Origin of the sequence: Pristimantibacillus sp. PTI5, from assembly GCF_048572955.1 — a bacterium.
GTDB lineage: Bacteria > Bacillota > Bacilli > Paenibacillales > Paenibacillaceae > Pristimantibacillus.
The window spans coordinates 1,554,201-1,577,193 of the sequence record NZ_CP183886.1 but is presented as its reverse complement, the minus strand read 5'-3'; the positions used below and the strand labels follow the sequence as shown (position 1 = coordinate 1,577,193).

The 22,993-nt window shown below is 49.0% G+C and carries 16 protein-coding genes; 9 read left to right on the top strand and 7 right to left on the bottom strand.

Annotation, left to right across the window (positions count from 1 at the left end; genetic code table 11):
- Positions 1–25: 25 nt before the first annotated feature.
- The 3 genes from ACN6MW_RS07195 to ACN6MW_RS07185 are packed head-to-tail and all read right to left on the bottom strand — an operon-like array spanning position 26 to position 3,156.
- Complete coding sequence (locus tag ACN6MW_RS07195; protein ID WP_419874851.1) at positions 26–1,450, bottom strand: ATP-binding protein; 1,425 nt, start codon at positions 1,448–1,450, stop codon at positions 26–28.
- 25 nt (positions 1,451–1,475) lie between these two features.
- Positions 1,476–2,183 carry a response regulator transcription factor gene (locus ACN6MW_RS07190; RefSeq protein ID WP_419874850.1) on the bottom strand — a complete coding sequence of 236 codons (708 nt, stop codon included), beginning with the start codon at positions 2,181–2,183 and terminating at the stop codon, positions 1,476–1,478.
- Between the two features lie 40 nt (positions 2,184–2,223).
- On the bottom strand, positions 2,224–3,156 hold the full coding sequence (locus ACN6MW_RS07185) for a helix-turn-helix domain-containing protein (protein WP_419874849.1): 933 nt from the start codon (positions 3,154–3,156) through the stop codon (positions 2,224–2,226).
- Positions 3,157–3,239: 83 nt separating this feature from the next.
- Between ACN6MW_RS07185 and ACN6MW_RS07180 the strand changes: the two genes are divergently transcribed.
- The 9 genes from ACN6MW_RS07180 to ACN6MW_RS07140 all read left to right on the top strand — a co-directional run bounded on the left by ACN6MW_RS07180 (position 3,240) and on the right by ACN6MW_RS07140 (position 18,374).
- Complete coding sequence (locus ACN6MW_RS07180; RefSeq protein WP_419874848.1) at positions 3,240–5,333, top strand: trehalase family glycosidase; 2,094 nt, start codon at positions 3,240–3,242, stop codon at positions 5,331–5,333.
- A 98-nt stretch (positions 5,334–5,431) separates the two neighbouring features.
- A complete protein-coding gene (locus tag ACN6MW_RS07175; RefSeq protein ID WP_419874847.1) occupies positions 5,432–5,731 on the top strand; it encodes a hypothetical protein in 300 nt (99 codons plus the stop codon).
- Positions 5,732–6,170: 439 nt separating this feature from the next.
- Positions 6,171–7,793 (top strand): extracellular solute-binding protein, encoded by a 1,623-nt coding sequence (locus ACN6MW_RS07170; RefSeq protein ID WP_419874846.1) that lies wholly within the window; start codon positions 6,171–6,173, stop codon positions 7,791–7,793.
- A 75-nt stretch (positions 7,794–7,868) separates the two neighbouring features.
- Positions 7,869–8,834: an ABC transporter permease gene (locus tag ACN6MW_RS07165; RefSeq protein ID WP_419874845.1), complete on the top strand. Its 966-nt coding sequence runs from the start codon at positions 7,869–7,871 to the stop codon at positions 8,832–8,834.
- Positions 8,828–9,691: a carbohydrate ABC transporter permease gene (locus tag ACN6MW_RS07160; RefSeq protein WP_419874844.1), complete on the top strand. Its 864-nt coding sequence runs from the start codon at positions 8,828–8,830 to the stop codon at positions 9,689–9,691. The genes ACN6MW_RS07165 and ACN6MW_RS07160 overlap by 7 nt, the downstream gene beginning before the upstream one ends.
- 50 nt (positions 9,692–9,741) lie before the next feature.
- Positions 9,742–11,991 carry a helix-turn-helix transcriptional regulator gene (locus tag ACN6MW_RS07155; protein WP_419874843.1) on the top strand — a complete coding sequence of 750 codons (2,250 nt, stop codon included), beginning with the start codon at positions 9,742–9,744 and terminating at the stop codon, positions 11,989–11,991.
- Positions 11,992–12,007: 16 nt separating this feature from the next.
- Positions 12,008–13,009, top strand: coding sequence for a zinc-dependent alcohol dehydrogenase (locus ACN6MW_RS07150; protein ID WP_419874842.1), 1,002 nt, complete (start codon positions 12,008–12,010; stop codon positions 13,007–13,009).
- A gap of 230 nt (positions 13,010–13,239) precedes the next feature.
- Entirely contained in the window at positions 13,240–16,488 is a 3,249-nt protein-coding gene (locus ACN6MW_RS07145; RefSeq protein ID WP_419874841.1) for a hypothetical protein, read from the top strand.
- Between the two features lie 230 nt (positions 16,489–16,718).
- Complete coding sequence (locus tag ACN6MW_RS07140) at positions 16,719–18,374, top strand: glycoside hydrolase family 28 protein (RefSeq protein WP_419874840.1); 1,656 nt, start codon at positions 16,719–16,721, stop codon at positions 18,372–18,374.
- Between the two features lie 4 nt (positions 18,375–18,378).
- Here ACN6MW_RS07140 and ACN6MW_RS07135 read toward each other — a convergent pair whose 3' ends face one another.
- The 4 genes from ACN6MW_RS07135 to ACN6MW_RS07120 all read right to left on the bottom strand — a co-directional run bounded on the left by ACN6MW_RS07135 (position 18,379) and on the right by ACN6MW_RS07120 (position 22,808).
- Positions 18,379–19,221: an AraC family transcriptional regulator gene (locus tag ACN6MW_RS07135; protein WP_419874839.1), complete on the bottom strand. Its 843-nt coding sequence runs from the start codon at positions 19,219–19,221 to the stop codon at positions 18,379–18,381.
- A 105-nt stretch (positions 19,222–19,326) separates the two neighbouring features.
- Positions 19,327–20,838, bottom strand: a complete 1,512-nt coding sequence (locus tag ACN6MW_RS07130) for an ABC transporter substrate-binding protein (RefSeq protein ID WP_419874838.1) — start codon at positions 20,836–20,838, stop codon at positions 19,327–19,329.
- A gap of 116 nt (positions 20,839–20,954) precedes the next feature.
- Positions 20,955–21,839, bottom strand: a complete 885-nt coding sequence (locus ACN6MW_RS07125) for a carbohydrate ABC transporter permease (protein WP_419874837.1) — start codon at positions 21,837–21,839, stop codon at positions 20,955–20,957.
- A gap of 12 nt (positions 21,840–21,851) precedes the next feature.
- On the bottom strand, positions 21,852–22,808 hold the full coding sequence (locus ACN6MW_RS07120; protein ID WP_364146008.1) for an ABC transporter permease: 957 nt from the start codon (positions 22,806–22,808) through the stop codon (positions 21,852–21,854).
- Between the last annotated feature and the right edge of the window lie 185 nt (positions 22,809–22,993).

Genomic DNA, 22,993 nt, shown 5'->3' with positions numbered 1-22,993 from the left:
TAAACAAAAGCATCGAAAATGTTAATTATTTTCTCGTTTCCGTTGGCCCATAAGTTGGAAAGGAGACTCTGAATACGGTTCCTTCCAAATCTGTGCTCACAAGAGCTAGAGAGCCTCCTTGGGATTCCGCATACTTTCTAGCAAGAGAAAGTCCAAGTCCTGCGCCGCCGTTTTCCCGGGCTCTGTTTTTATCAACGGTGTAGAAAGGTTCAAAAATCTTGTGCACCAGATCTTCCGGGATGCCAATGCCTGTATCGGCAATTTCAATGATCACCTGACCATTCTTCCATTCATTTTTCACAAAAATATGGCCTCTTGCTTTGTTATATTTAATGGCATTATCCATGAGATTGACAAGCACAATGGTCATACAGTCTTTGTCAGCTTCCACATAAGCTTCAGTTAAATCTGTTTCCAGTTGTATGCCAAACTTATCCATTTTACCTTTCAGGCTGTTCAGCACCAATTGGATAGCCTGCCGTACATCGACCTTTTCCTTGCTAAATTCAAAATCATATTTTTCCAGAGAAGCCAACTGTAAAACCTTTTCAACCATTTCATAAAGCCTTTGCGTTTCACTTTGGATATTTATGATTGCTGTTTCCATCAGCTTCTCATCATCCGGATACATTTCGAGCAGATCGATATAGGCTTTGATGGAAGTTAACGGCGTTTTAAATTCGTGGGTGACATTGCCAATAAACTGCTTTTGCTGCTGATCAAGCAGGGATAATTTATGGACCGCCAGTGTTAATTTTTCTCGTTCAAGATCCTTATCCCGCATCGTTTTCGTAATTTGCTCGCTCATAAGGCGAATACCCTCGCTTAGTTCACCGATTTCATCCTTACGCGTGAGCGTGTCAGTCTCAAAATATCCTTCCCGAATCCTGTCCACCGTTTCGTTAAGTCTGATGATTCCACTGGCAAACGAATTAAAATAAAAGTAAGCCAGAATAAAGCTGAGTAAAAATACACCCGTTCCTATATAGATAAACAATTGCTTGATCTGATTGTAAAAGGCAAGGTTCTTTGACAGGGAGTAATTGAACTGTACAACGCCCACTTGCTCATTGCCTGTTCTTAAGGGAGTCATGTAATATAACGAATCTTTTGCCGTCAAATAGGCTGTTTTATTCTTTAGCGCAAAAGCTAACGTTTTTTTAATGCTATCGGATGTAATATATGATCTGTTTTTATTAACGATTGCTCCTTGCTGATCATACAACACGACCGATTGCCCGCTAATTAATTCCAATTGCCCTGCAAATTCCTTGCCTTTCGATGCCAGAAAAGTTTGAGTCGCCTTATTAGACTCGCCCATAAGGGTCTGGATAAAATATACGTTTGCAGTTGTCGCTTGCTGGGACAAATACTGCTCAACCTCGATCTGCTGATTTTTTTTAATGCCTTCCAGCACCAGCAAGCTTAAAACAAATACAGTAAGAAGCAATAGGGCAGCCAAAAAAATACTGAATTTAATTTTTATGCTGATTCTCACCGTAACCTCCCAAGGCTTTATAACCGATACCGTGAACGGTTTGTATCATTTCGCTGATAGCCGGTCCCAGCTTTTTTCTCACCCTTTGTACATGAATATCCACAGTACGCGTTCCGCCTATATAATCCATTCCCCAGACCAAATCCAAAAGCTGTTCCCTTGTATAAACCCTGTCGGGGCTGGATACCAGTAGAGCCAATAGATCGTATTCTTTAGGTGTAAAGTCCAGCTTCTTATCGCCTGCCAAAGCCGTTCGTTTGCTTACATGCAGCACGATTTCACCCAACTTGATCTCGTCAAGCTCTCGCTTTTCTCCTGCAGCCTGCATTCTTCTTAGTAATGACTTTAAACGCGCAAGCAGCTCCCGCATATCAAAAGGCTTTGTGATATAGTCGTCTGCTCCAAGCTCAAGTCCTAAAATTTTGTTGACAATATCCTCTTTGGCAGTCAACATGATCACGCCAATGCGCCCTTTATCCTGAAGCTTCTTTAGAATGTCATAGCCATCCATGCCGGGAAGCATCACATCCAAAATGATGGCATCTGGACGAAACGCATATAACCTTTCCATAGCTGCTGCGCCATGATCAACAACCTCGACGGTATAGCCTTCTCTTCTTAAGGCATAGGCAATGGCATCCGCAATTTTTCTTTCATCTTCAATTACCATAATTTTTTCGTTCATTGATTCACCACCAATCCATTGTGAAGTGAGCGCGGAACATTTAATTTCTATTGCTTCTCCGGTAACTGTGCGGACTTGTGCCCATTATTTTGCGAAACACTTCGCGGAAATGCGTCGTATCCCGATAGCCCGTGTTTTTTGCAATATATGCAATTTTATGGTCTGTTTCCAGCAACAGCCGGCAGGAGTATTCTACTCTTCTCAGCTGTACATAGTCCGAAAACCCCATCCCCGCCGACAATCGAAACAACCTAATGAAATGCCGGCGGCTTAAACCGGCTTCTACAGCTAGCTGCTCCACGGTCAATCGATCGGTCACATGCGAGTTGATATACTCTAAAACTGCCGTTATCTCTGAGCGCCTCGACCTGGCAGCATGAGCGGAGTTGCCGGTAGATGCATTCTGTTTCAAAAGCCGGGCTACGCGTACTGTCAACTGCATAATCCCCGCGAACATGTTTGCCTCAAATCCCAATTGCTTTTCATTAAATTCACGATGCAACTGGTCAAACCATTGTCCGAACTCCAGGCTTTTGTCGACAAGCGCGATATGAGTCCCGGGGGGACGATCGAACACGGATAATGCCTCGCCGCCATTGCCGTAAGGGGACAGCCAGTTTTTAAGCTCATTTATGAATTCAGGTAGGATGCAGATGTTGTACACGAGAAGTTTGCTTTTGGCCGACGCTCCGCTTGGACGCAAGATATGCGAGGTGCCAACCGGCAAAATATACAGACACCCCTTGGTCGTCCTCTCGATTTGTTCACCGACATAATGGTAGCCTTCTCCTGACATAACATAGACGATTTCAAGATAAGCGTGATCATGCTCCCTCAGCTCGAAGCCTTCTTCCCAGCGATTGATGAACAGCGGAAAATCCCCCTGAAAATGCTCTGCGACCGCGGAATGATGAATAGGCGCCTTGGAAGCCTTTTTAGATAGAACACTCTGTTCCTGGTCACTTTTGTCCATGGTTTTTGTCACTTCTCCCTGTTCTGTCTTCTGCCCGCTTATTATACAATCAACCTTATAAAAGCGAAAGGGGTTATCCATACATGAAGCAGACTACGAAGAAACAAGCGGCAACCTGGATCTGGTATCCCGGTGATTTCGAAATCCGTTTGCACGAAAAAATGTCGGTTAAGCGCACTGCGCGAGGAGTCATGTACCCTGCCTATTGGCGCCTTGACCGGCACTATTCCAACATTAAGTTCCGCTATATATACGATTTGCCGGAGGAGGAGCAAATTACAATTCATGCGGAAGGGACATTCTCCCTTTATATCGACGGGAGGGACAACTATCGCTCGGCCGATTACTCCATTACGCTGCCGGCCGGGCGCCATGAGATTAACATAAGCGTCTACCATGATATGGAGGCGCCGGCCCTGTTCATCGAGGGTCCCAACATTCGGACCGACTCGTCTTGGGAAGTTACCTCCTATCAGAATGAGTGGGTGGCGGTTGGAAATTGGACGTTCGATTCGCCGGATAACCCCCCGTCGCACTTCCGCCTGTCGCTTACTCCGCAGGAACCGGTATCCGAGGAGCTGCGGGACGGCTATCCGTTACTTGACTTTGGCCGGGAATCGTTCGGGTATCTTCGGTTTCACAACTTGACGGGCTCTGGAACAGTGAGAGTGTACTATGGGGAGTCCATTGCGGAAGCGCTCTCGCCGGATGAATGCGTCACGCTTGATCGGTTTGATGCCCATGATGCGAAAGAACGGGAAGAAGAAGGCATTTACACACTTGAGGACGGCAAAGCCTTTCGGTATGTATGGATCCAGTCCGATCCTGACGTGCGCTGGGACAGCGTATCGATGCTGTACGAATATGTGCCGGTGACTTACCGCAGCTCGTTCGAATGCTCGGATCCAAAGCTTAACGAGATTTACAGGATCTCTCTCTATACGCTGCATTTGAACACGCGAGAGTTCTTCCTTGACGGGATCAAGCGGGACCGATGGGTCTGGTCGGGTGACGCTTACCAGGCGTTCCTGATGAATTATTACAGCTTCTTCGACCTTGATGTGACGCGAAGAACGCTGGTTGCGCTTAGGGGCAAGGATCCGCTCACGATGCACATCAACACCATTCTGGACTATTCGTTCTACTGGTTTATCTCACTTTATGACTATTATCTTTACACCGGCGATTTCGCTTTCATTCAGCAGTACTATGACCGGGCGGTGAGTCTGATGGACTTCTGTCTGAAGCAGCTGAACGAAGAGGGTCTTGTCGAAGGAAGGCCGCAGGACTGGGTGTTCGTGGATTGGGCGGATTTCCAGAACACGGGCGCCGTCAGCACGGAGCAGATTTTACTCGCGCGCGGGCTGGAAGCAATGAGCCTGTTCGCTTCGCTAATAGGTGACAACGCGGCCTCCGCCTCCTATGGCGCGCTCGCGGAAGAGATCAAGTCAACCACGCTTCGGCTGTTTTGGGATGAGGAAAAGGGTGGTCTGCTGCATCATCGGGTCGATGGAGAAACGAGGCCCACGCTCACGAAACATGCCAGCATGTTCGCAATGACTTATGGCTACTTATCGTCGGAACAACGCGCAAGCGTCATAAGCAAGGTGATGCTGAATTCCGACGTTCCGAAAATCCGGACGCCGTATATGCGGTTTCACGAACTAGCGGTACTATGCGAAAGCGGGGAGCATGATTATGTGCGAAGGGAAATGCTCTCCTACTGGGGAGGTATGATCGAGCTCGGAGCGACCTCTTTTTGGGAAGAGTACGATCCGTCGTTGGCGGACGATGCGCATTATGGCATGTACGGGATGCCCTTCGGTAAAAGCTTGTGTCACGCCTGGGGAGCGGGTCCGATCTATCTGCTCGGAAAATACTTCCTTGGGGTCACGCCAATTTCCCCGGGTTACGAGACCTATCGGATCTCGCCGAATCTTGGCGGTCTGACGTATATGAAGGGGAAGGTGCCGGCGGGAGAGGGTCAAGTGTCTATCGAGATGGACTTTACGAGCATTCGCGTGGAAAGCACGATTGGAACAGGAGTGCTTGCACTCATAAGCGCTGAACCTCCGCTATGCGTCAATGCCGAGGCCCGGGCCACTGGCGGGAACTGCTATGAAATCACGATCGAGCGAAACAAAAGCTATTCGATTACTTATCGTTCGGAAGCCTAAGACTTATTTCTGGACCGGCCGCATATCATTTATAATCGCATGGGCTGCATTATCTCGTTACCTCCGGAACAACCGGCTATTTCCCGAATCCTTCCGAGGTGGCTTGCTCCAAGCTTTATCATGGTCCATTCGAGGTGCTTGGAAATCCGCATGCCGGAGATGATTCCAATACTTCCTTTGGTTCGCAGATTTGTTCGGTCTTCAAGCATCCGCAAAAGAAGGATCTGTACATTGCGCTGGGAGACCGTTGGGTTACAGAACACACGCCGGGAAATCCCAAGACCTATGAAGAGGCTGCAGCCGTATTTGAACGTATTTTTAATCCATCCGGGGATCTGAATGAGGACAACGGAGATAATTTCCAACCCGTTGATACGACTAAAGCGGGTTTTGTATGACTGCCGTTCCGATTTGACGGCAAGATGGCTTATCTAGACTGGAAAGATGAATGGCGAATTGAAGATTATGAATAAACCGCGATTTTGTAAAAGCAAAGTTAGATTAACCGCCTATACACAGTAGGCGGTTTTCTTTTGCCGTAAAATTGGCTTTCAATGAATGAACTTTCATGAGCGGATTTTATATATTTCCACCTCTTCATCATTTTCCACACGGCAAAAATGGTTGATTTATCAAGGTTTTTCGTGAATTGAACGTAGAATGACGAAAATAAACGATAGCTTGGGAATTCGTTCTGTTTACGTTTCCTGGAAGCGCTTTTAAACTAAAAATGCAAGGAGCGGATCATCGACGCCTGGCAGCTTCACACTCTAGCACTCCGATGGCCTCTTATCGCGATCTATCAATTGGCGGGTAAATGAAAAGGGAGGAATGTAAATGAAAAAGAAATGGTTAACGGTCATGCTTGCCTTAACGATGATTATCGTAAGCTTGGCAGCATGCAGCGGGAACGGCGGAGAAAAAAATAACGAGGGCAGTACGACGAATTCACCCAGCAATAATCCAAGTACTACGCCTGCTGCCGATCCCCAGCAATACGGCGACACAGGGGGCTTGACGCTTCCGATTGTAAAAGAGCCAACCACGATTACTTACATGCTGCCGAGTAATGCCGCGAACTTGAACGATAACAAATTGGTTGTAAACGAGATTCTGAAGCGTACGGGCATTAAAGTGGAATTTCAAACGTATTCGCCGCAAACGTACCAGGATAAATTGAAGGTTGTGGTTGCTTCAGGAAAGCTGCCTGATATTTTTACTGGACTGAAATCCGCGGAGCTAAAGAAAATCGGTCAGCAGAAGGGAGTAGCGGCCATCACGGATTACGTAGATGCGCTCCCGAATTTCAGAAAGCTTTACGTAGAGGAAAATCCTTGGGTAATTAAATCTTACGGCGATCAGAGCGGCAATCTTTATACATGGCCGATCTTCAACCTGAATAGGGACGTGAACCACGGCTTCTTGTATCGGAAAGATATCTTAGACAAGCTTGGCATTCAAGAATGGACGAATACGGAGGAATTCTATCAAGCACTCAAAAAGCTAAAAGAGGCTTATCCGGATTCATATCCGTACGCCTCCAAAGGGCTGGCCAATATTTTCAGGGATTGGTCGTTTGGATGGGGACTTGGCAATACCGACAATTATCCGGCTTATTATGACGAGAAGGATGGATTATGGAAGTTCGCCAGCGTGCAGCCTGCCCATAAGGAAATGCTGGATTTCATGAAAAAGCTGTATAACGAAGGCCTGATTGATCCTGAGTTTCTAACGGATACGCAGGATTCGTGGACGACGAAAATGACGACCGACAAGTCGTTCGTCACTTGGGATTGGATCGGAAGACTAGACTTATTTTACAACCAAATCAAGAGCCAAAATCCCGAGTACGATCTCAGGTATGGCAATCCTGTCGGTCCGACCGGCAATGTCCGAAGCCTTCCTGAAGTGTCCGACTTCAGCATCGCCGTGGCGAACAATAAAAACACGGAAATTTCGTTAAAGCTGCTTGATTATTTGACCAGCCCATCCGGCAGCGAATTAATGACCATTGGGGTGGAAGGCGTAAATTTCGAATGGGGCCCAGACGGATTCCCGGTTTATCCTGAGCTTGCCGATTTGCCTTTGGTTGACATTGGCGTGCTTGAGGACCGCTACAGCATGTGGCTCGAAGGCGCCTATTTAAGACCGGACAGACGCAGCATATACTATAAATTTTCCGAGAAGGAACAGGAGGCGCAGGATAAAATCTTGAACGGGGATAAGCGGGAAGCCCGCGATCCGATCTTGAATTTTACCGACGAGGAAATCTCTATCCTCTCCGAGCTTCAAACCTCCTTGCAGAAGGCGGCCGAAGAATTTAACGCCAAATATATTCTCGATAAAAATTACGGAGAGAAGCAGTGGACGGATTGGGTAGGCAATGCCGCAAAGAATGGGGCGGAGCAGGTGATCAAAGTTTACAATGACGCGCAGAAACGATTCGACGAAAAGAAATAAAGATGCCATTTAGCAGGCGAGAGGGCATTCGGATACCGTACTGGATGCCTCCTCTCAAGGCGGGGAGGAACCATCATGCAGCAATCAAACCTGGAACTCGAATCGCCGAGCGGCGAGAAGCGGCTGCATTCACGATTTGAGGCAACTTGGAAGCATATCAAGCGTGACAAGCAACTGCTTATTTTATTCATTCCATGCATCGTATTCTATCTCTTGTTTCGTTACGGCCCGCTTTATGGATTAATTATTGCTTTTAAGGACTACAGCGTTTTTTCAGGCGTTTGGGGCAGCGATTGGGTAGGGCTCAAACATTTTGTCAAATTTTTTACGAGCGATGATTTCTGGCTTTTGTTTAAAAATACGCTGCTGTTAGGATCTTACACGCTTATATTCGGTTTTCCTTTCCCGATCCTTTTAGCCGTATTGTTAAATGAAGTCAGGGTAAAATGGTTCAAAAAATCGGTGCAAACCTTCAGTTATCTTCCTGCGTTTTTGTCTGTAGTCATCATTTGCAGCATGATCATCGATTTTTTGTCTCCGAACAACGGACTATTTAATCAGATGATCGCAGCGCTCGGTTTTGAAAAAAAATACTTTCTGATTGATCCGAATTGGTTCCGGCCGATTTATGTCATTTCTGAAATTTGGGGAACGATGGGCTATGAGGCCATCATCTATTTGGCCGCAATCGCGGGCATCAGCCCGACGCTTTATGAGGCAGCAAGAGTCGATGGAGCAAGCCGGTTCCGGATGCTTAGACATATAACGCTTCCCGGGCTGCTGCCTACGCTGCTGATCATGTTCATTCTCAAGACCGGCTCCATGATCCGCATCGGTTATGAGAAGGTTTTGCTGCTGTACAACCCGCTCACTTATGACGTTGCGGACGTCTTCTCTACCTATGTATATAGAAAAGGCTTATTGGAATCCAACTATAGCTATGCGGCGGCCGTCGGCTTGTTCGAAGCATTGGTAGCCATGGTTATGCTGCTGGCGGCAAACTATCTGAGCAAGCGGATCGGAGGGAACGGGCTATGGTAGGAGAGAGCAGGCTTACCGTTTTCGGCATCGTCAATACCATTATTTTGACCTGTGTCGCCATCGCGACGCTTTACCCTGTCATCTATATAACCGCTATATCTTTAAGCGATACGGCATCCGTTATGCAAGGAGACGTTTTTTTGCTCCCTAAAGGATGGAATCTGGAGGCTTATGCGGAGGTTTTGAAAAACAACAAAATACCGAGGGCTTATTTGAATTCGATCTGCTATACGGCACTGGGCACACTCGTAAATTTGTTGTTTACGGCCATAGCCGCCTATCCGCTGTCGCAACGGACGTTTTTCGGAAGAAGATTTTTTATGCTGGCGATCGTGATGACGATGTTCTTTAATGCAGGCATTATACCGACTTATATGGTCGTGCAGCAGCTCGGCCTTTTGGATTCCGTGTGGGCGCTTGTTTTGCCGAATGCGATATGGACGATGGAATTGATTATTTTAAAAAGCTTCTACGAAAATATGTCGAGCCAAATTCGGGAAGCGGCCTTAATCGACGGCGCTTCGGAATTTCGGATTTTGTTTAACATCGTCATTCCGTTATCCAAGCCGGCGCTGGCATCTATCGGATTGTTTTACTTTATGGGCCATTGGAACAGCTTCTTCCTGCCTTTGATTTATTTAAGCGACAAAGATATGTATCCTTTGCAGGTTGTGCTAAGGGATATGCTCATTTATAACACCGAGAATGACGCAGGGCTTGTGGATCGTGCCGCCTTGGCGCCGCAAGCGATGAAAAACGCGACCATTGTGCTGTCGATGGTTCCCGTGCTGATGATCTATCCTTTTGCACAGAAGTATTTTGCGAACGGCGTTATGCTGGGCTCGGAAAAGGGTTAAATGGACGAATGTGGAATATAAGTTGGATGACATCCTGAGAGGTGACGCCAATGAATCGACTAATCGCTAACAGAGGGCTGCTGCAAATTTTTTTCTCCCTGCTGCTAGTCATCGTAATCATGTTTGTATCCAATTATATCGTCTATCAAAATTCGATCTCCGGCATCTACGATAAAGTGACGCAAAATAACCGGATGGCCGTTAAAAATATTATTCAATCGTTTGACAGCCACTTTATGACCGTGAACAACTTGATTTTTGCCATACATGGCTTGCCCTATGAAAACGTCGTGTCACGCGAAAACGGGGAAATCGACATGGTCAAGGTTTATATGCTTCAGGACAGTCTTTCGACTTTAATCTCTTCGATCGATTTCATCGATGATGTCATCGTATTTTATGATAATGCCGACTTGGCGATTACCTCGAAGGGCACGAGTGATATGAATGTCCTGTTTAATCAAAAATATAAGCATTCGATGCAAACGGCGGAGTATTGGAAATCATTTGCCCGGTCAAAACATACGTTTACGATGTTTCCTGCCGACGATTACTCCGTTTCAACGGACGGATTATCGAGAAGAAGCCGGCAGCTGATGGTGGCGATGGACGGCAATAAAGTCAGGTTATCGGACAAAAACGTCATGCTCATCATCGACGTCGAAAAACTGCAGCAGCAGGTCAATCTCAAAGGATTAATTCCAGGCGCCTCGCTTATCGTGCTCGATTCCAGCCGTAACGTTATTTTGAGCACGGAGAAGGATTGGGATCTGATCGAAGTGCTTAACGACGTCTATTTTAACGCATCCGATGAAGCTTCCTTTACCCGTGAAAATTTTGAATATCATTTCTATAAGTCCGACTATAACGATTTTATTTATATCGATAAAGTACCGTACCAATTTCAAAATATCGGATCCGTTACGGACGCAAGCCAAATGATTATGATCAGCGCGATCATCAGCGCCATTATATTGTCTGTCTTGTTGAGCGTTTATTTGTACCGGCCGGTAAAAGGCATCCTTAAATTGCTGGGCGGGGGAGCAATCAAAGGCAACGATTTTCGGAAGATTCACAGCGGAATCGTAAAAGTGCAGACAGAGAACGAAACCTTAATTAAACAAATGGATTTCGTCGATAAGGAGATGCGGAGGGGCGTTTTCCTCCAGTCGTTGGATGAACATTCCCATTCCCAACAATATGACCTGCAAATGCAGAAATATTATCCGTATTTCTTCCAAGAGCGTTATTTTGTAATGGTCAGCCTGCAATTCATTCGCCGCGAAGAAGGGGAACAGGCGAATTGGCGGATCGAAGAGCTGACGGAGTGGATGCAGCAGGAGCTGCTGCAAAGGTTTAATCACGCTGTTGTTTTTCATGCCGGGCATTTGGAGTTTCTAGCGCTTGTTGGGATGAAGGAAGCGGCGAACCGAAAACAGGTGCTGGACGGCATAGGAGCTTTCGTTAAGGACGCGGCCGGCCAGGAGCTTGAATCATTTCGAATCAACGCGTTCGCGAGTAAAAGCTATGATTCGAGAATCAGCAACATTTACGCTGCCAATCAAGACATTCGGCACGGCATGGAGTACCGGAACGTGAAGCAAACCGGTGCTGTTGTCGATACGGAAACGATCCGCTACGTTTCAGACGTTTATTTTCCGTTTGAAAAGATCGAGAAGCTCTCCAATTGCCTGCTAAGCGGTAAAACAAACGAGGGCTTGAAAATCGTGGAAGAAATGCTGGCAGAGAACGTACGCCGCAACATTCATTTTCATCAGCTTACGCATATTGCCAAAAGCATATTTCTTTATTTGCTGAAGCAAGTCGGAGAAACGGCGGTTAACAGCAAGGACCTTCAGCAGGAGGCTAGAGATTTTTCCAGAAAGCTGGAACTGGCTTTCCATTACGAGGAAATCCATGAAGCTGTTATCGAGGCCGTCAGTTATATAGCTGATAAGCGCGGCAGCGAACAGAAGAGCAAGCTTAATGCAGCATTTATATCACAGTACATCGAGCTTCATTACATGGAGAACCTGTATTTGGATCATATGGCCGAAGTACTGGGCACCAGCCCGAAATACTTCTCGAATTACTTCAAGAAAACGTTTGGCATTAATTTCGTGGAATATCTCAATAAGGTCAGATTGTCCCACGCGCGGGAATTTCTGAAAAACACCGACCTCAGTGTCGCGGAAATTGGGGAGAAGACCGGTTATATGAACTCTTCCACCTTCACGACTACCTTCAAAAAATATAACGGAATATCGCCAAGCGAGTATCGAAAAAAAGAAACGGATTGAATCGGAGGAATCAGGCATGAAAGCTGTTGCGGCCTTAAAAGGCAAAATTTCCATCACGGACATAGATAGAGCATCGCCTCTTCCCGGTCATATTCTGATCCGCACCGAATATTCGGCGATCAGCCCAGGTACCGAGCTGTCCTTCCTGCGGCGCGCTTCGGATCAGGAGGTCATACTCGGGTACAGTGCCGTAGGAATCGTAGAAGAGCTCGGCGAAAACGTCACGGGAGTTAAAATCGGCCAGAGAGTAGCCTGTTACGGAGCTCCTTATGTAAAGCATGCGGAATGGTTAACGGTTCCGTCTAATCTGACGGCAATCGTGCCCGAACATGTACGGCCCGAGGAAGCCGCATTTGCGGGACTCGGAGCAATCGCGATCCATGCGCTGCGAACGGCAGATATCAGGTTCGGCGAGACCGCGGTGACCGTAGGGCTTGGCTTGCTCGGTCAGATCATCTGCCAAATTGCTTCTGCGGCAGCTTTCGGCGTAATTGGTCTCGATTTGGCAGCCAACCGCGCCGAGCTGCTTAAAAGACATGGCGTGAAGCACGCTTACGATAATCAGAAGGTTATGGAAGAGCAATTGCTGCAGATGACGGGAGGGCATGGCGCTGATTGCATCCTCCTTTGCGCCGGCGGTCCAGGGGAGGAACTCATTAATCAATCGCTGCATTGGATCCGGGACAAAGGGAAAATCGTCATCGTAGGAGATTTATCTACCGCCTTTTCTCGCAATCTGATGTTCGGGAAAGAGGCACAGGTGCTTATATCCCGGGCAGGAGGACCAGGCAGGTATGATGCCGGCTATGAAAAAGAAAACCATGATTACCCGATCGGGCATGTAAGATGGACAGAAGGGAGAAACATTGGCGAATATATACGGCTGCTCTCCGATAACCGAATATCGATTTTGCCGCTTATTACGAACGTCTATCCCATGGAGAGGGCACAGGAAGCCTATGCCAATTATGAAAACTCGCTTGATGTGATGGGGACGCTTCTCAAATATGAGAATTAAATCATCGTCACAGCCGGGAAACCACGCGATAAAAGGGGATCGCTTCATCTATTTAGAGACTATTAAAGGACATTTCTATAAATGAAAGGGTTATATAGCCCTAATGAAAGGAGGGATCAAATTCTGCTGCGGACCGAACGCTTGCTTTCTTACACCTGTGGATGACATACGGCTGCTCTTGAAATGTGTTGCAATGCTGGAAATGGGTTCAAAACAAAGGAGGTAATGTGATGCAAAACGGTAAATTTCGCGCTTTCATCCTTATGCTTTGTTCGATATTGGCAGTCACGGGCTGGGGTGGTGTGTTTGCAGCAGCCGAATCAAGCAGATTGGCTCAGAAAACCTATGGAAGTCCAGAAGAGCTGCTCATCCCGAACAATTACACGGTAGCGGTATTTAATGGAACGGTTGGCCAAGAAGAGGGGCGGAATGTGCTTTATGCGACAAGCAAGGGGAAGCCGGGTCATCTTAATGTCATCGACTTAGAGGATTATAAGCTTCTTCGAAGTATTCCGATCAGCCCTTCAGAAAGCTCATGGGCCCATACCATCGCTCCTGACGGCACGTTGTTCTTAGCCGCTGATGGCGGAGGAGCCAGGCTGTGGAGTTATTCGCCTGTTACGCATATTCCGGTGCAGGTTGCCCAGTTCGACGGTCAGTCCGTCCCGAACAGCATTACGACCGATGAGCAGGGACGCGTGTATGTAGGGACCTATCCGGGCGGAAAGGTCTATCAATATGATCCAACCACTAGTCAAACCAGAGATTATGGCCGTGTCATAGGGCAGCTGGATCAAGAATACGTTCGTTCCATTGCTTATCAAGGCGGCAATATTTACGCTGGAACCGCCCACAAGCAAATTGTTCGGGTGAATCTGGAAACGGGGGAGAAGACGGATATTGCGGCTGCCCTCACGGTCAAAGAGGATACGGTATATGATTTGAGCACAATCGACAACCGCTACTTATTCGCAAGATATACCGACGGAAGCGGAATACCGGGCGAAGCTTTTATCTATGATACACAAACGGAAGCCTGGCTGGATGTCGTTCTGGACAATGTGACCGGCTTGCATGCAACGGACTCTTTGAATGGAAAACTTTATTATATGTCCGACAAGAAGCTGAAAACGTTTGACCTTGCCACACATGAAATAGAGCTTACCGGGATGGAATATGCGAGCGGCCTTCGCGGCGCGGACTGGGCTGAATTTCCTAACCATCCGGAGCTGCCCGGCAAATCACTTGTAACGGTGCGATACGACGGCGGCGTTACGATCATGAATATCGAGACGAAACAGGTTCATTTGCTGCCTCCGGTCATTCCCGGACTGCCTGGCGTCGTGAACCGGCTGCAGAGTGTATCCGAAACGCAGTTGATTACGACCGGCTCCCAAGCGAGATCATCATTGGTTAATTTAACGGATAATACAGCGAAGCCGTTCAGCATTGGTCAAGCAGACAGCGTATACGCGGTTGGTACGAAAGTATATATGGGCGTGTATCCGGAAGGCGGCCTCTATGAATATGACTTGGCGGCTGAACCGGGTCCTGCAAATCCCAAACGGCTGGCGGTATTGGGGAACGATCAGGAGAGATTGGTAAATATAACGGGCGGTCTTGGCAAGCTGTTTATTTCTACCATTTCCGGTTACGGTACACTGGGAGGCTCACTCACGGTTTATGACCTAGCAACCGGGGAAATGAACGTTCACCGTCATGTCGTGGAGAATCAGAGCGTTCTGAGTACAACGTTCCACGATAATAAGCTTTTCGGATCTACAACGATTCGAGGAGGGCTGGGCTCCGAGCCGACGGAAGAGGAAGCGAAAATATTCGTCTGGGATGCCGTGACAGATGAGAAGATTACTGAATTTCCGCTGCGGATTCCGGGTCTTGAGAAACCGATTTATATCGGCGATCTCTCCGTCGGTCCGGACGGTTTGATCTGGGGCGCATCTTACGAATATATTTTCGCCATAGATCCCGATACGTACGAGGTCGTCAAAAGCAAAAAGATTTATCCGAAGCTGAATTTCAGCCAATGGGCGCATCACCCGCTTCGCTGGTCCGAGGATGGTCTGCTCTATGTTTTATTCAACAATAAATTAACGGTGATTGATCCGGAAACGTTAGATTTCCGAACGCTGGCGGATACTTCCCGTTTCGATCTGGGGATGGACGGCAACTTGTACTTTACGGACCAAGCCACGAATACGATCCTATACCGCATGAAGGTGGACGGGGAGGTAGTCGTCGAACCGCCGGGCATCCCTCTCCCTGTCTCGAACGCAGGATTGGAAGAGAGCGTGAACCATGGAGCGATCCCGGGCTGGAGCTCCTTGTTTGCCACCGGAGCGGATTACGGCTATGCAATCAGCGATAAAAAAAGCTTAACGGGCAGTAAAAGCCTGCTTATAACCGATAAATTGCGAACGGCTTCCGTCGCGCTGCAGAGCGATAAAATTCCGGTAACCCCTGGCGAAGATTATGAAGCGGGAGTCAACTTGTACATCGAATCAGGCCAACCGGGCTTCATGTTCCGCTTCTTCGATGAGAAAAACGCAGCAATCTCCACCTTGGAGATCCATTTGGATGAGTCTAGGCTGGCGCAGTGGCAGAAGGTCATGCTGAAAGGAAAAGCGCCTGCTAATGCCGCATATGCCAGACTCATTGCAGTCACGAGCCGGTATAATATCGCGTCAGCTTACTATGATGATTTCTATGTCACGGTTAAGGATACGAGACCGCCGGTCTCATCTGTAAACGTGAGTCCTTCACCTAATGCCTCCGGCTGGATCAAGCAAGATGCGCTCATCACGATAGCAGCAGAATCCGCCGCCTCCCTATCGTATGCGGCGGAAGGAGCACAGCCGATCGAGAAAGTGATTGTTAAAGGAAACCGGGCGGAGTTTCCGATTACGAATGAAGGCGTCACGACAATCACCTATGCTGCGGCCAATGCTTCGGGCGTTCAAGAGGAGCCCCGATCATTGGAAATTCAAATCGATAAAACGGCGCCTGTCATACAATTTACCGGCAAAACGGCCTATTCCATTGAAGAAACGGTGAATGTGGGTTGTGCGGCCGTTGACAATTTATCCGGCTTGGCCGGGGATCCTTGTTCCAAGCCGTTGGCGGAAGGCGCTGCTTATCAGATGGAGCCTGGAAGCCATTCAATAGAGGTGACGTCTGACGATGCTGCGGGCAATTCAAGCATAAGCACGATTACTTTTGAAATAGACGTAACCTATGAAGGCATGTGCGCGCTCGTTCGTAAATTTACCGCTCAAGATCCGGGGATAAGCAAAGCGTTATGCACCAACTTGCTGCTTGCGCAGGAAGCGGAGAGACGCGGGAACGATAAAGCGAAAACGAATTTGCTCAATGTATTCAAGAAGCAGGTTCAAGTCTATTCTGGCAAAAAAATGACCAAAGAGCAGGCGGATATTTTAACCAAACTTACGGCTTATTTATAAAGCTTTCATATAGCCTTTTATAGAACCTTTCATAGAGCACAAACGGCAAAAGCAGCAAAAGCAGGCCCTAAGGGTCTGCTTTTTTTTCGGCATTCATCCCTCTCCAGGAATGTTCTTTTACGATTAACTCCCATTCTTGACGACAAGCATGCAGCCGTCAAGCAAGCAGGACATATAGATGCAATCCTATCGCAAATAGACAAGCATCTTGTAAGTAAGCAGGAAGGGTGTTGTTCTATAATGAAGAAGCGATCACCGGAATCAAGAGAAGAGGATGGGATGAGTTGGCCATGAAATCGGAGGAAACGAATATAGAATACCGCTGGGCGATGACGGAGGCGCTGCTGCCGGAAATTCCGGATTATTCGGTGCGAATAACCGACTTCGGCGCGGTGGGCGACGGGCGAACCGACAATACGGATGCGTTCCGCCAGGCGACCGAAGCCTGCGTTAACGCGGGGGGAGGCCGGGTGGTTATACCGCCGGGCATCTGGTTGACCGGTCCGATAAAGCTGGCGTCCCGGCTGGAATTGCATGCCCAGAATGGGGCGGTCATACGGTTCAGCAAGCGGTTTGACGATTATCCGCTAATTGCTTCACAGTTCGAAGGGAAACCGTCGATTCGCTGCCAATCGCCGCTCGATGCCGAAGGCGCGGACCATGTGGCGATTACGGGAAAAGGCGTATTCGACGGCGGAGGAGAAGCGTGGCGACCCGTCAAACGGTGGAAAATGACGGATAAGCAATGGGAGCGTCTGCTGCGCTCCGGCGGAATCGTTGACGAAGCGGATGGCATATGGTGGCCATCTGCGGCAGCGATGGAAGGAGCCGCCGTTTTGGAGCGGCTGATTGGCGAAGGAAAGCGGGAGCCTGCGGATTATTTGCCTTGCCGCGATTTCTTGCGCCCGAACCTCCTCAGCTTCCGGCGATGCAGCCGCGTGCTGTTGGACGGACCGACCTTCCAAAACTCGGCGGCATGGAACCTGCATCCGTGGGCGTCCGAACATGTGACCATACGGAACGTTACGGTGCGCAATCCGTGGTACGCACAAAACAGCGATGGGCTTGATATCGACTCGTGCCGCAATGTCGTCGTGGAAGACTGCACATTTGACGTGGGCGACGACGCCGTCTGCCTGAAGTCAGGAAAGGACGAAGCGGGCCGAGAGCTCGGCATGCCAAGCGAATATATCATGATCAAGAACTGCATGGTATACCACGGACACGGGGGATTCGTAATTGGCAGTGAAATGTCCGGAGGCATCCGCCATGTCCATGTCAGCGATTGTACATTCATGGGTACCGATATCGGACTCCGGTTCAAGAGCGCAAGGGGACGCGGGGGCATCGTCGAGGATATCGTCATCGAACGGATCCGCATGACTGACATCGCAGGCGAGGCGATCTCCTTTCACCTCTTCTATGAAGGCGTCGAAGGCTCGGGAACAGTACGCGATGAAGAGGTTCCGGTTACGATTGGGACACCGGTGTTCCGCAACATTCATATCATTGATGTCCATTGCGATGAAGCGGACAAAGCGTTTCTCGTGAACGGATTGGCGGAAATGCCGCTCGAAGGGGTGACGGTGCAGGGGCTCACCGCAGCCAGCCGGCAAGGCGTCGTTTGTCATCACGTCAAGCGGCTGACGCTTGCGGATGTTACTTTGTTCACGGAAGAAGGCCCGCTCGTGAAGCTGCACCAGAGCCGGGATGTGGAGATCATCCGTCTAGGCGGTGCTGGAGGAGCTTCCGATGAAGCGATGCTGGCAGTAACCGGCAGCAGCACTGCGCGAATCGAATGCCGCGATCCGCGAACGGCTGTCACGCAGCGGTCTGTAAGGGCATCCGATGAGGTAGACGCCAATGCAGCGGTCCGCATCAGTTGATCAGCTAATATTTGTGAGATTGCCTGTAGCGCACGGGCGCCACGCCTGCGACTTTTTTGAACGTTTTGTTGAAATGGGAAATATGCTCGAACCCGACCTGCTCGGCTATGGCAGTTACTTTCTGACGGGTCGTCCGGAGCAGCTTCTGCGCTTCGCGGATGCGGACCACCCGCACATATTCGCTAATATGGTAGCCGGTCAGCTTCAAGAAGACACGGCTTAAATAAGCCGGGCTTATGAAAAAATGTTTGGCAAGCTGCTCCAGCGTTAAAGCGTCGCGGTAATGCGCATGGATATAACCCATAATCTCCGCTACTTTTTCATGCATCGGATGGTTCGAGCCAGGCGTCTCCGGGCTGACCGCGTGCATGCGGCTCAGACGGATGAGCAGTTCAATCAGCAGATGGCGCACGTAACTATCGTAAAGGGATGGCTCCTCCTTGCATTCTGCAACCATTTGCACAAGAAGCCGTTCGATTTCAGACTGCTCCTTCACGGGGACCCTCAGCAAGGTGGATTCCTGAAAGGGTGGGAGCCGGAGCACATTGCCGTCCGCTTCGCGAAGAAATTCCGGAGTGAAATGAATAAGCACCCGTTCGAAATACTCCACCTGCGAGCTCGCGGTGGAGTGAAGCTCGTGGGGGACGATCACGACGATGTCGCCTTTTTGCGCGGTAAATACGCTGCCGTTCATCAGATAGACCCGCTCTCCCTCCAGCAAGCAATACAGCTCATAGCTGGCATGCGAATGGGCGCGGGGCATAGAGGTGGAGCGGGTGCTGCGCATATGCTGAATGACGAACGAAGCGTCTCCGATCATATGTTTTTTGCCGATTAGGTCATTCATCCGTAAAGAACCTCCTTAGCATCAAGTAACGATTCGAGAAATCCGGTTAGCAAGAGGCGAAACAGAGCTTAGACAAGCTGCTGTTTCGCCTTATTATGCGTTTGCTTATGATTTCGCCGCGTACCATTCGGAAAATTGTTTCTGATATTCCGCGATATATTTATCGAAGCCGGCTGCTTTCAGCTTCTCAAGCGCTCCCGGGAAATTTTCCTCGTAGTCAAGGAAGCCGCTGGCGATCGGCGCCAGAAATTCGGAGAAGACGCCGTTAATCTTCGTTTCCTCGTTTTTGACCGGTGTATTGTCGAAGTTGAAGCCTGCGCCTTTGGAAATAATCGCTTCGTCGTCCCATGCTTTGTATTGCGTAATGAAATCGTCAGGGACGGATTTGTCGAAGCGGATAAAGTTTTTGTTCATAAGCAGCCAGTCAGGAATGAGGGAATCGGTCGTATTCCGCGTCAACCGGCCGTTCTCGTCGAGCGTATAGTCTTTATCCTGGATGCCGTACGCGAACAGATCGTACAGCTCCTGGTTTTTTTGGAGCAGGTTGAAGAACATCACGTAACGTTCAGGATCGGCGGCATTCGCCGATACGAACCAGGCGGTGCTGTACGTGCCGCGGCTGATCTTAGGCAGATCCTTGCTCAGGAAATAGTTCGTGAGCTTGGCTGTCGGCACGGCCTGCGAGATCGTCGCTGCGCCTTCGAACGGACGCGCGGCGGTTCCGGCCCAGAACATCGCCTTGCCCGAGTTCCAATCGGATTGCAGCTGCGGCGTATTGGTTGCGGCGTATTTCGGAATGATTCCTTTTACATACCAGCTTCTAATGAGCTGGGAATAGGCTTTGAATTCCTCGCTCTCGAACCAGCTGATGATTTGATCGCCGTCAGCCGCTTCGTCGATCGCTAGGAAATCATTTTGCCAATACAGATTTTTATCCGTATATTCGTACATGAGCATCCTGCGGGCATCCGTGCTTGCGTAACCGATCAGCTCCGGGTGGGCGGCGTGGACTTTATCGTAAAATTGCTCCAGCTCCGCTAACGAGGACACGCTGCTCATGCCGACCTCCTCGAGCAAATCCTGACGGACGAGCACGCTGTAGAATTCGCCGGAGTTCGGCTTGTTGCCGACCGGAACGGCATATTGCTTGCCGCCGAGTTGGAAAGCTTTGAAAGAATTGTCGTCCACCGTTTTTTTCATATCCGCGGCTGCTTCGCTGTCCATATAAGGAGTCAGGTCCGCGTACAGTCCTTTGGCTACCGATTTGACCATGTAGTTGGTATCCGTATAGGTTGCAAAGTCTTCGCCGGTCGACAGCATGAGATCGGTTTTGCCGCCTCCGTATTCGGTCCAAGGAATAAATTGAAACTCGATTTCGGCGTTGATTTCTTTTTTTACGATATCCTTGAATTCCGCTTTCGCAAGCTCCTTCATCCGAAGCGATTCCTCTCCGTAGAGAACGATCTTCAGCTTGGCAGGCTTAAGCTCGCTGCCAGCGCCTTCATTATTGCCTTCGGCCGTGTTCTCCGGTGTTGTTCCAGTCTCGCCTTTGCTGCAGGCCGAGAGGAGAAGCAGGATTGCAAGGAGCAGACTTACCCATACTCGTTTCTTTAACATGCGTGAACCCTCCTATAAAATTCTGTTTATTTATTGTTCAATGGCATGAAAGATCGCTCCTGATCGTAGACATCGGATTGTTCCATCATACCATGTACAACCAGTCCTATCATGAACTAGCCCTTAACAGAGCCGACAATAATGCCTCTGACGAAATAACGTTGAAGGAAAGGATACAAGATTGCGATAGGCAGAACGGTGAGGCAGGTCATGGCCATCTTGGCTGTTTCGAGCGGCGGGGCGATCACTGCGCCGCCGATCTGCGCGCTGTTGCCTGATGCGAGATATTGAATATTGGCCATCATGAAGTACATCATGTATTGAATCGTATACAGCTTCTCGTCCGAGATGAGCATCAGCGACAAATAGAAGTCGTTCCAGAACTGAAGCGCATAGAACAGCGAGATGGTGACGAGACCGACTTGGCCGAGCGGCAGCATAATCCGGAAGAAGATGCGGAAATGGCCTGCGCCGTCGATTTGCGCGGATTCGATTATCTCGTGCGGAATGCTCTTGAAATAGTTGGCTTGCAAATACATGAGAAACACATTGAGCAGATAAGGAACGAACAGCCCCGCGAGCGTATCGTCCAGGTGATAGTATTTGGTGCTCAAAATATACCAAGGCAGCGTTCCCCCGCTGAACAGCATGGTGAAATACGCCAGGAAGGCGAAGAAATTACGGTAACGGAAGCCTTTGACCGTAATGACGTAAGCATAGGCCGTCGTAACTAGAACGGCGCATGCGGTGCCGAGCACGGTAACGGCAACGGAGGTCAAATAAGCTTGGAAGATTTGCTCCGCCTTCGAGCCGAACATGAATTTGTACGTGTCCAGGCTGAAGCCGCGAGGCAGGAAGGAATAGCCTTCCGCCGCGAGCTTCGCTTCCGTCGACAGCGAGCCGGAGACGGCGAGCACAAACGGTGCCAGGCAGATGAGGGCGAATATGCCGATGCAAATATAGAAAATAACAATAAGCGTTCTATTTTCTTGATTAGCCATATCACATGTCTCCTAAAATAGTTTACTTTCTTTGTCGTACCAGCCGGCCAGCTTGTTTGCGACCAGGACGAGCAGAAATCCGAAAACGGACTGATACAGCGTAATAGCCGAAGCAAAGCCGAATTCCCCTGAACGAATTGCTGTGCGATATACATAAACGTCGATAATATCGGTCGTCGGAAGCAGCAGCGGATTCAGGAACGTGACCCCCATAATCATGCTGAGATCGCCTTTAAGCATGCCGCCGATACTGAGCAGGGTAAGCAAAATAATCGAAGGTATGAGCAGCGGCAGCGTAATTCGCGTTATCAGCTGAATTCTGGATGCGCCGTCGATTCGGGCCGCTTCATAATAAGCGGTATCGATGCCTTGCAGGACTGCGTAATAAATGATCGCGCCATAGCCCGCGCTCTTCCATATGTTTGCGGCGACCAAGATGACAACGAACATCCACGGATCGGAATACCAGTCGACAGGCTGCATCCCAAGCGTTCCGAACAGGCGGTTGATCAGCCCTTTATCGAAGTCCAAGAGGGAGAACAGAATGGCGCCGATGACGATCCAAGAAATAAAATAAGGAAAAAACATGACGCTTTGCGTAATTTTGATGAAGGATTTGCTTCTCAGCTCGTTCAAAATAATGGCAATCGCCACCGAGAAGAAGGTGCCGGTCAGCATGTACAGCACGTTCAGCATGACCGTATTGCGCGTGGCGCGAATCGCGCTGTCCATGCTGGAGAAGAAAAAATCGAAATTGTCGAAGCCCGCCCAAGGGCTGCCGAATATGCCGCCGTTGTAATTGTAATTTTTGAAGACTAGAATGAGGCCGCTCATAGGTAAGTAGGCGAACAGAATAAGTACAATAACTCCGGGCAAGGCAAGCAGCAGCAGCGGGCTGTCGTTGCGCATGGATTGGAGCCAGCTCTTGCGGCCGGCAGGTCTGGGCCGCTGTAACGCTTCGTCTGACATCGTAATTCACTCCTTCAAGATCTCTGTAAGATGGAAGCTTCCGCCGTTTAGGGTAACGAAGAGCCGGCGTGCTTACCTGAAAACAGCATATATCCCGCACAAATGTAAGCGCCATCATAAAGAAATGAAATCGCTTAAATCGACCGTGTTCAAGCGGCTTTAAAAAAATGAAATCGCTTAAAAAA

Excerpts from the sequence above, each read along its gene's own strand:
- ACN6MW_RS07190 (WP_419874850.1), bottom strand. The coding sequence starts at position 2,183 with ATGAACGAAAAAATTATGGTAATTGAAGATGAAAGAAAAATTGCGGAT.
- ACN6MW_RS07185 (WP_419874849.1), bottom strand. The coding sequence starts at position 3,156 with ATGGACAAAAGTGACCAGGAACAGAGTGTTCTATCTAAAAAGGCTTCC.
- ACN6MW_RS07180 (WP_419874848.1), top strand. The coding sequence starts at position 3,240 with ATGAAGCAGACTACGAAGAAACAAGCGGCAACCTGGATCTGGTATCCC.
- ACN6MW_RS07170 (WP_419874846.1), top strand. The coding sequence starts at position 6,171 with ATGAAAAAGAAATGGTTAACGGTCATGCTTGCCTTAACGATGATTATC.
- ACN6MW_RS07165 (WP_419874845.1), top strand. The coding sequence starts at position 7,869 with ATGCAGCAATCAAACCTGGAACTCGAATCGCCGAGCGGCGAGAAGCGG.
- ACN6MW_RS07160 (WP_419874844.1), top strand. The coding sequence starts at position 8,828 with ATGGTAGGAGAGAGCAGGCTTACCGTTTTCGGCATCGTCAATACCATT.
- ACN6MW_RS07155 (WP_419874843.1), top strand. The coding sequence starts at position 9,742 with ATGAATCGACTAATCGCTAACAGAGGGCTGCTGCAAATTTTTTTCTCC.
- ACN6MW_RS07150 (WP_419874842.1), top strand. The coding sequence starts at position 12,008 with ATGAAAGCTGTTGCGGCCTTAAAAGGCAAAATTTCCATCACGGACATA.
- ACN6MW_RS07145 (WP_419874841.1), top strand. The coding sequence starts at position 13,240 with ATGCAAAACGGTAAATTTCGCGCTTTCATCCTTATGCTTTGTTCGATA.
- ACN6MW_RS07135 (WP_419874839.1), bottom strand. The coding sequence starts at position 19,221 with ATGAATGACCTAATCGGCAAAAAACATATGATCGGAGACGCTTCGTTC.
- ACN6MW_RS07130 (WP_419874838.1), bottom strand. The coding sequence starts at position 20,838 with ATGTTAAAGAAACGAGTATGGGTAAGTCTGCTCCTTGCAATCCTGCTT.
- ACN6MW_RS07125 (WP_419874837.1), bottom strand. The coding sequence starts at position 21,839 with ATGGCTAATCAAGAAAATAGAACGCTTATTGTTATTTTCTATATTTGC.
- ACN6MW_RS07120 (WP_364146008.1), bottom strand. The coding sequence starts at position 22,808 with ATGTCAGACGAAGCGTTACAGCGGCCCAGACCTGCCGGCCGCAAGAGC.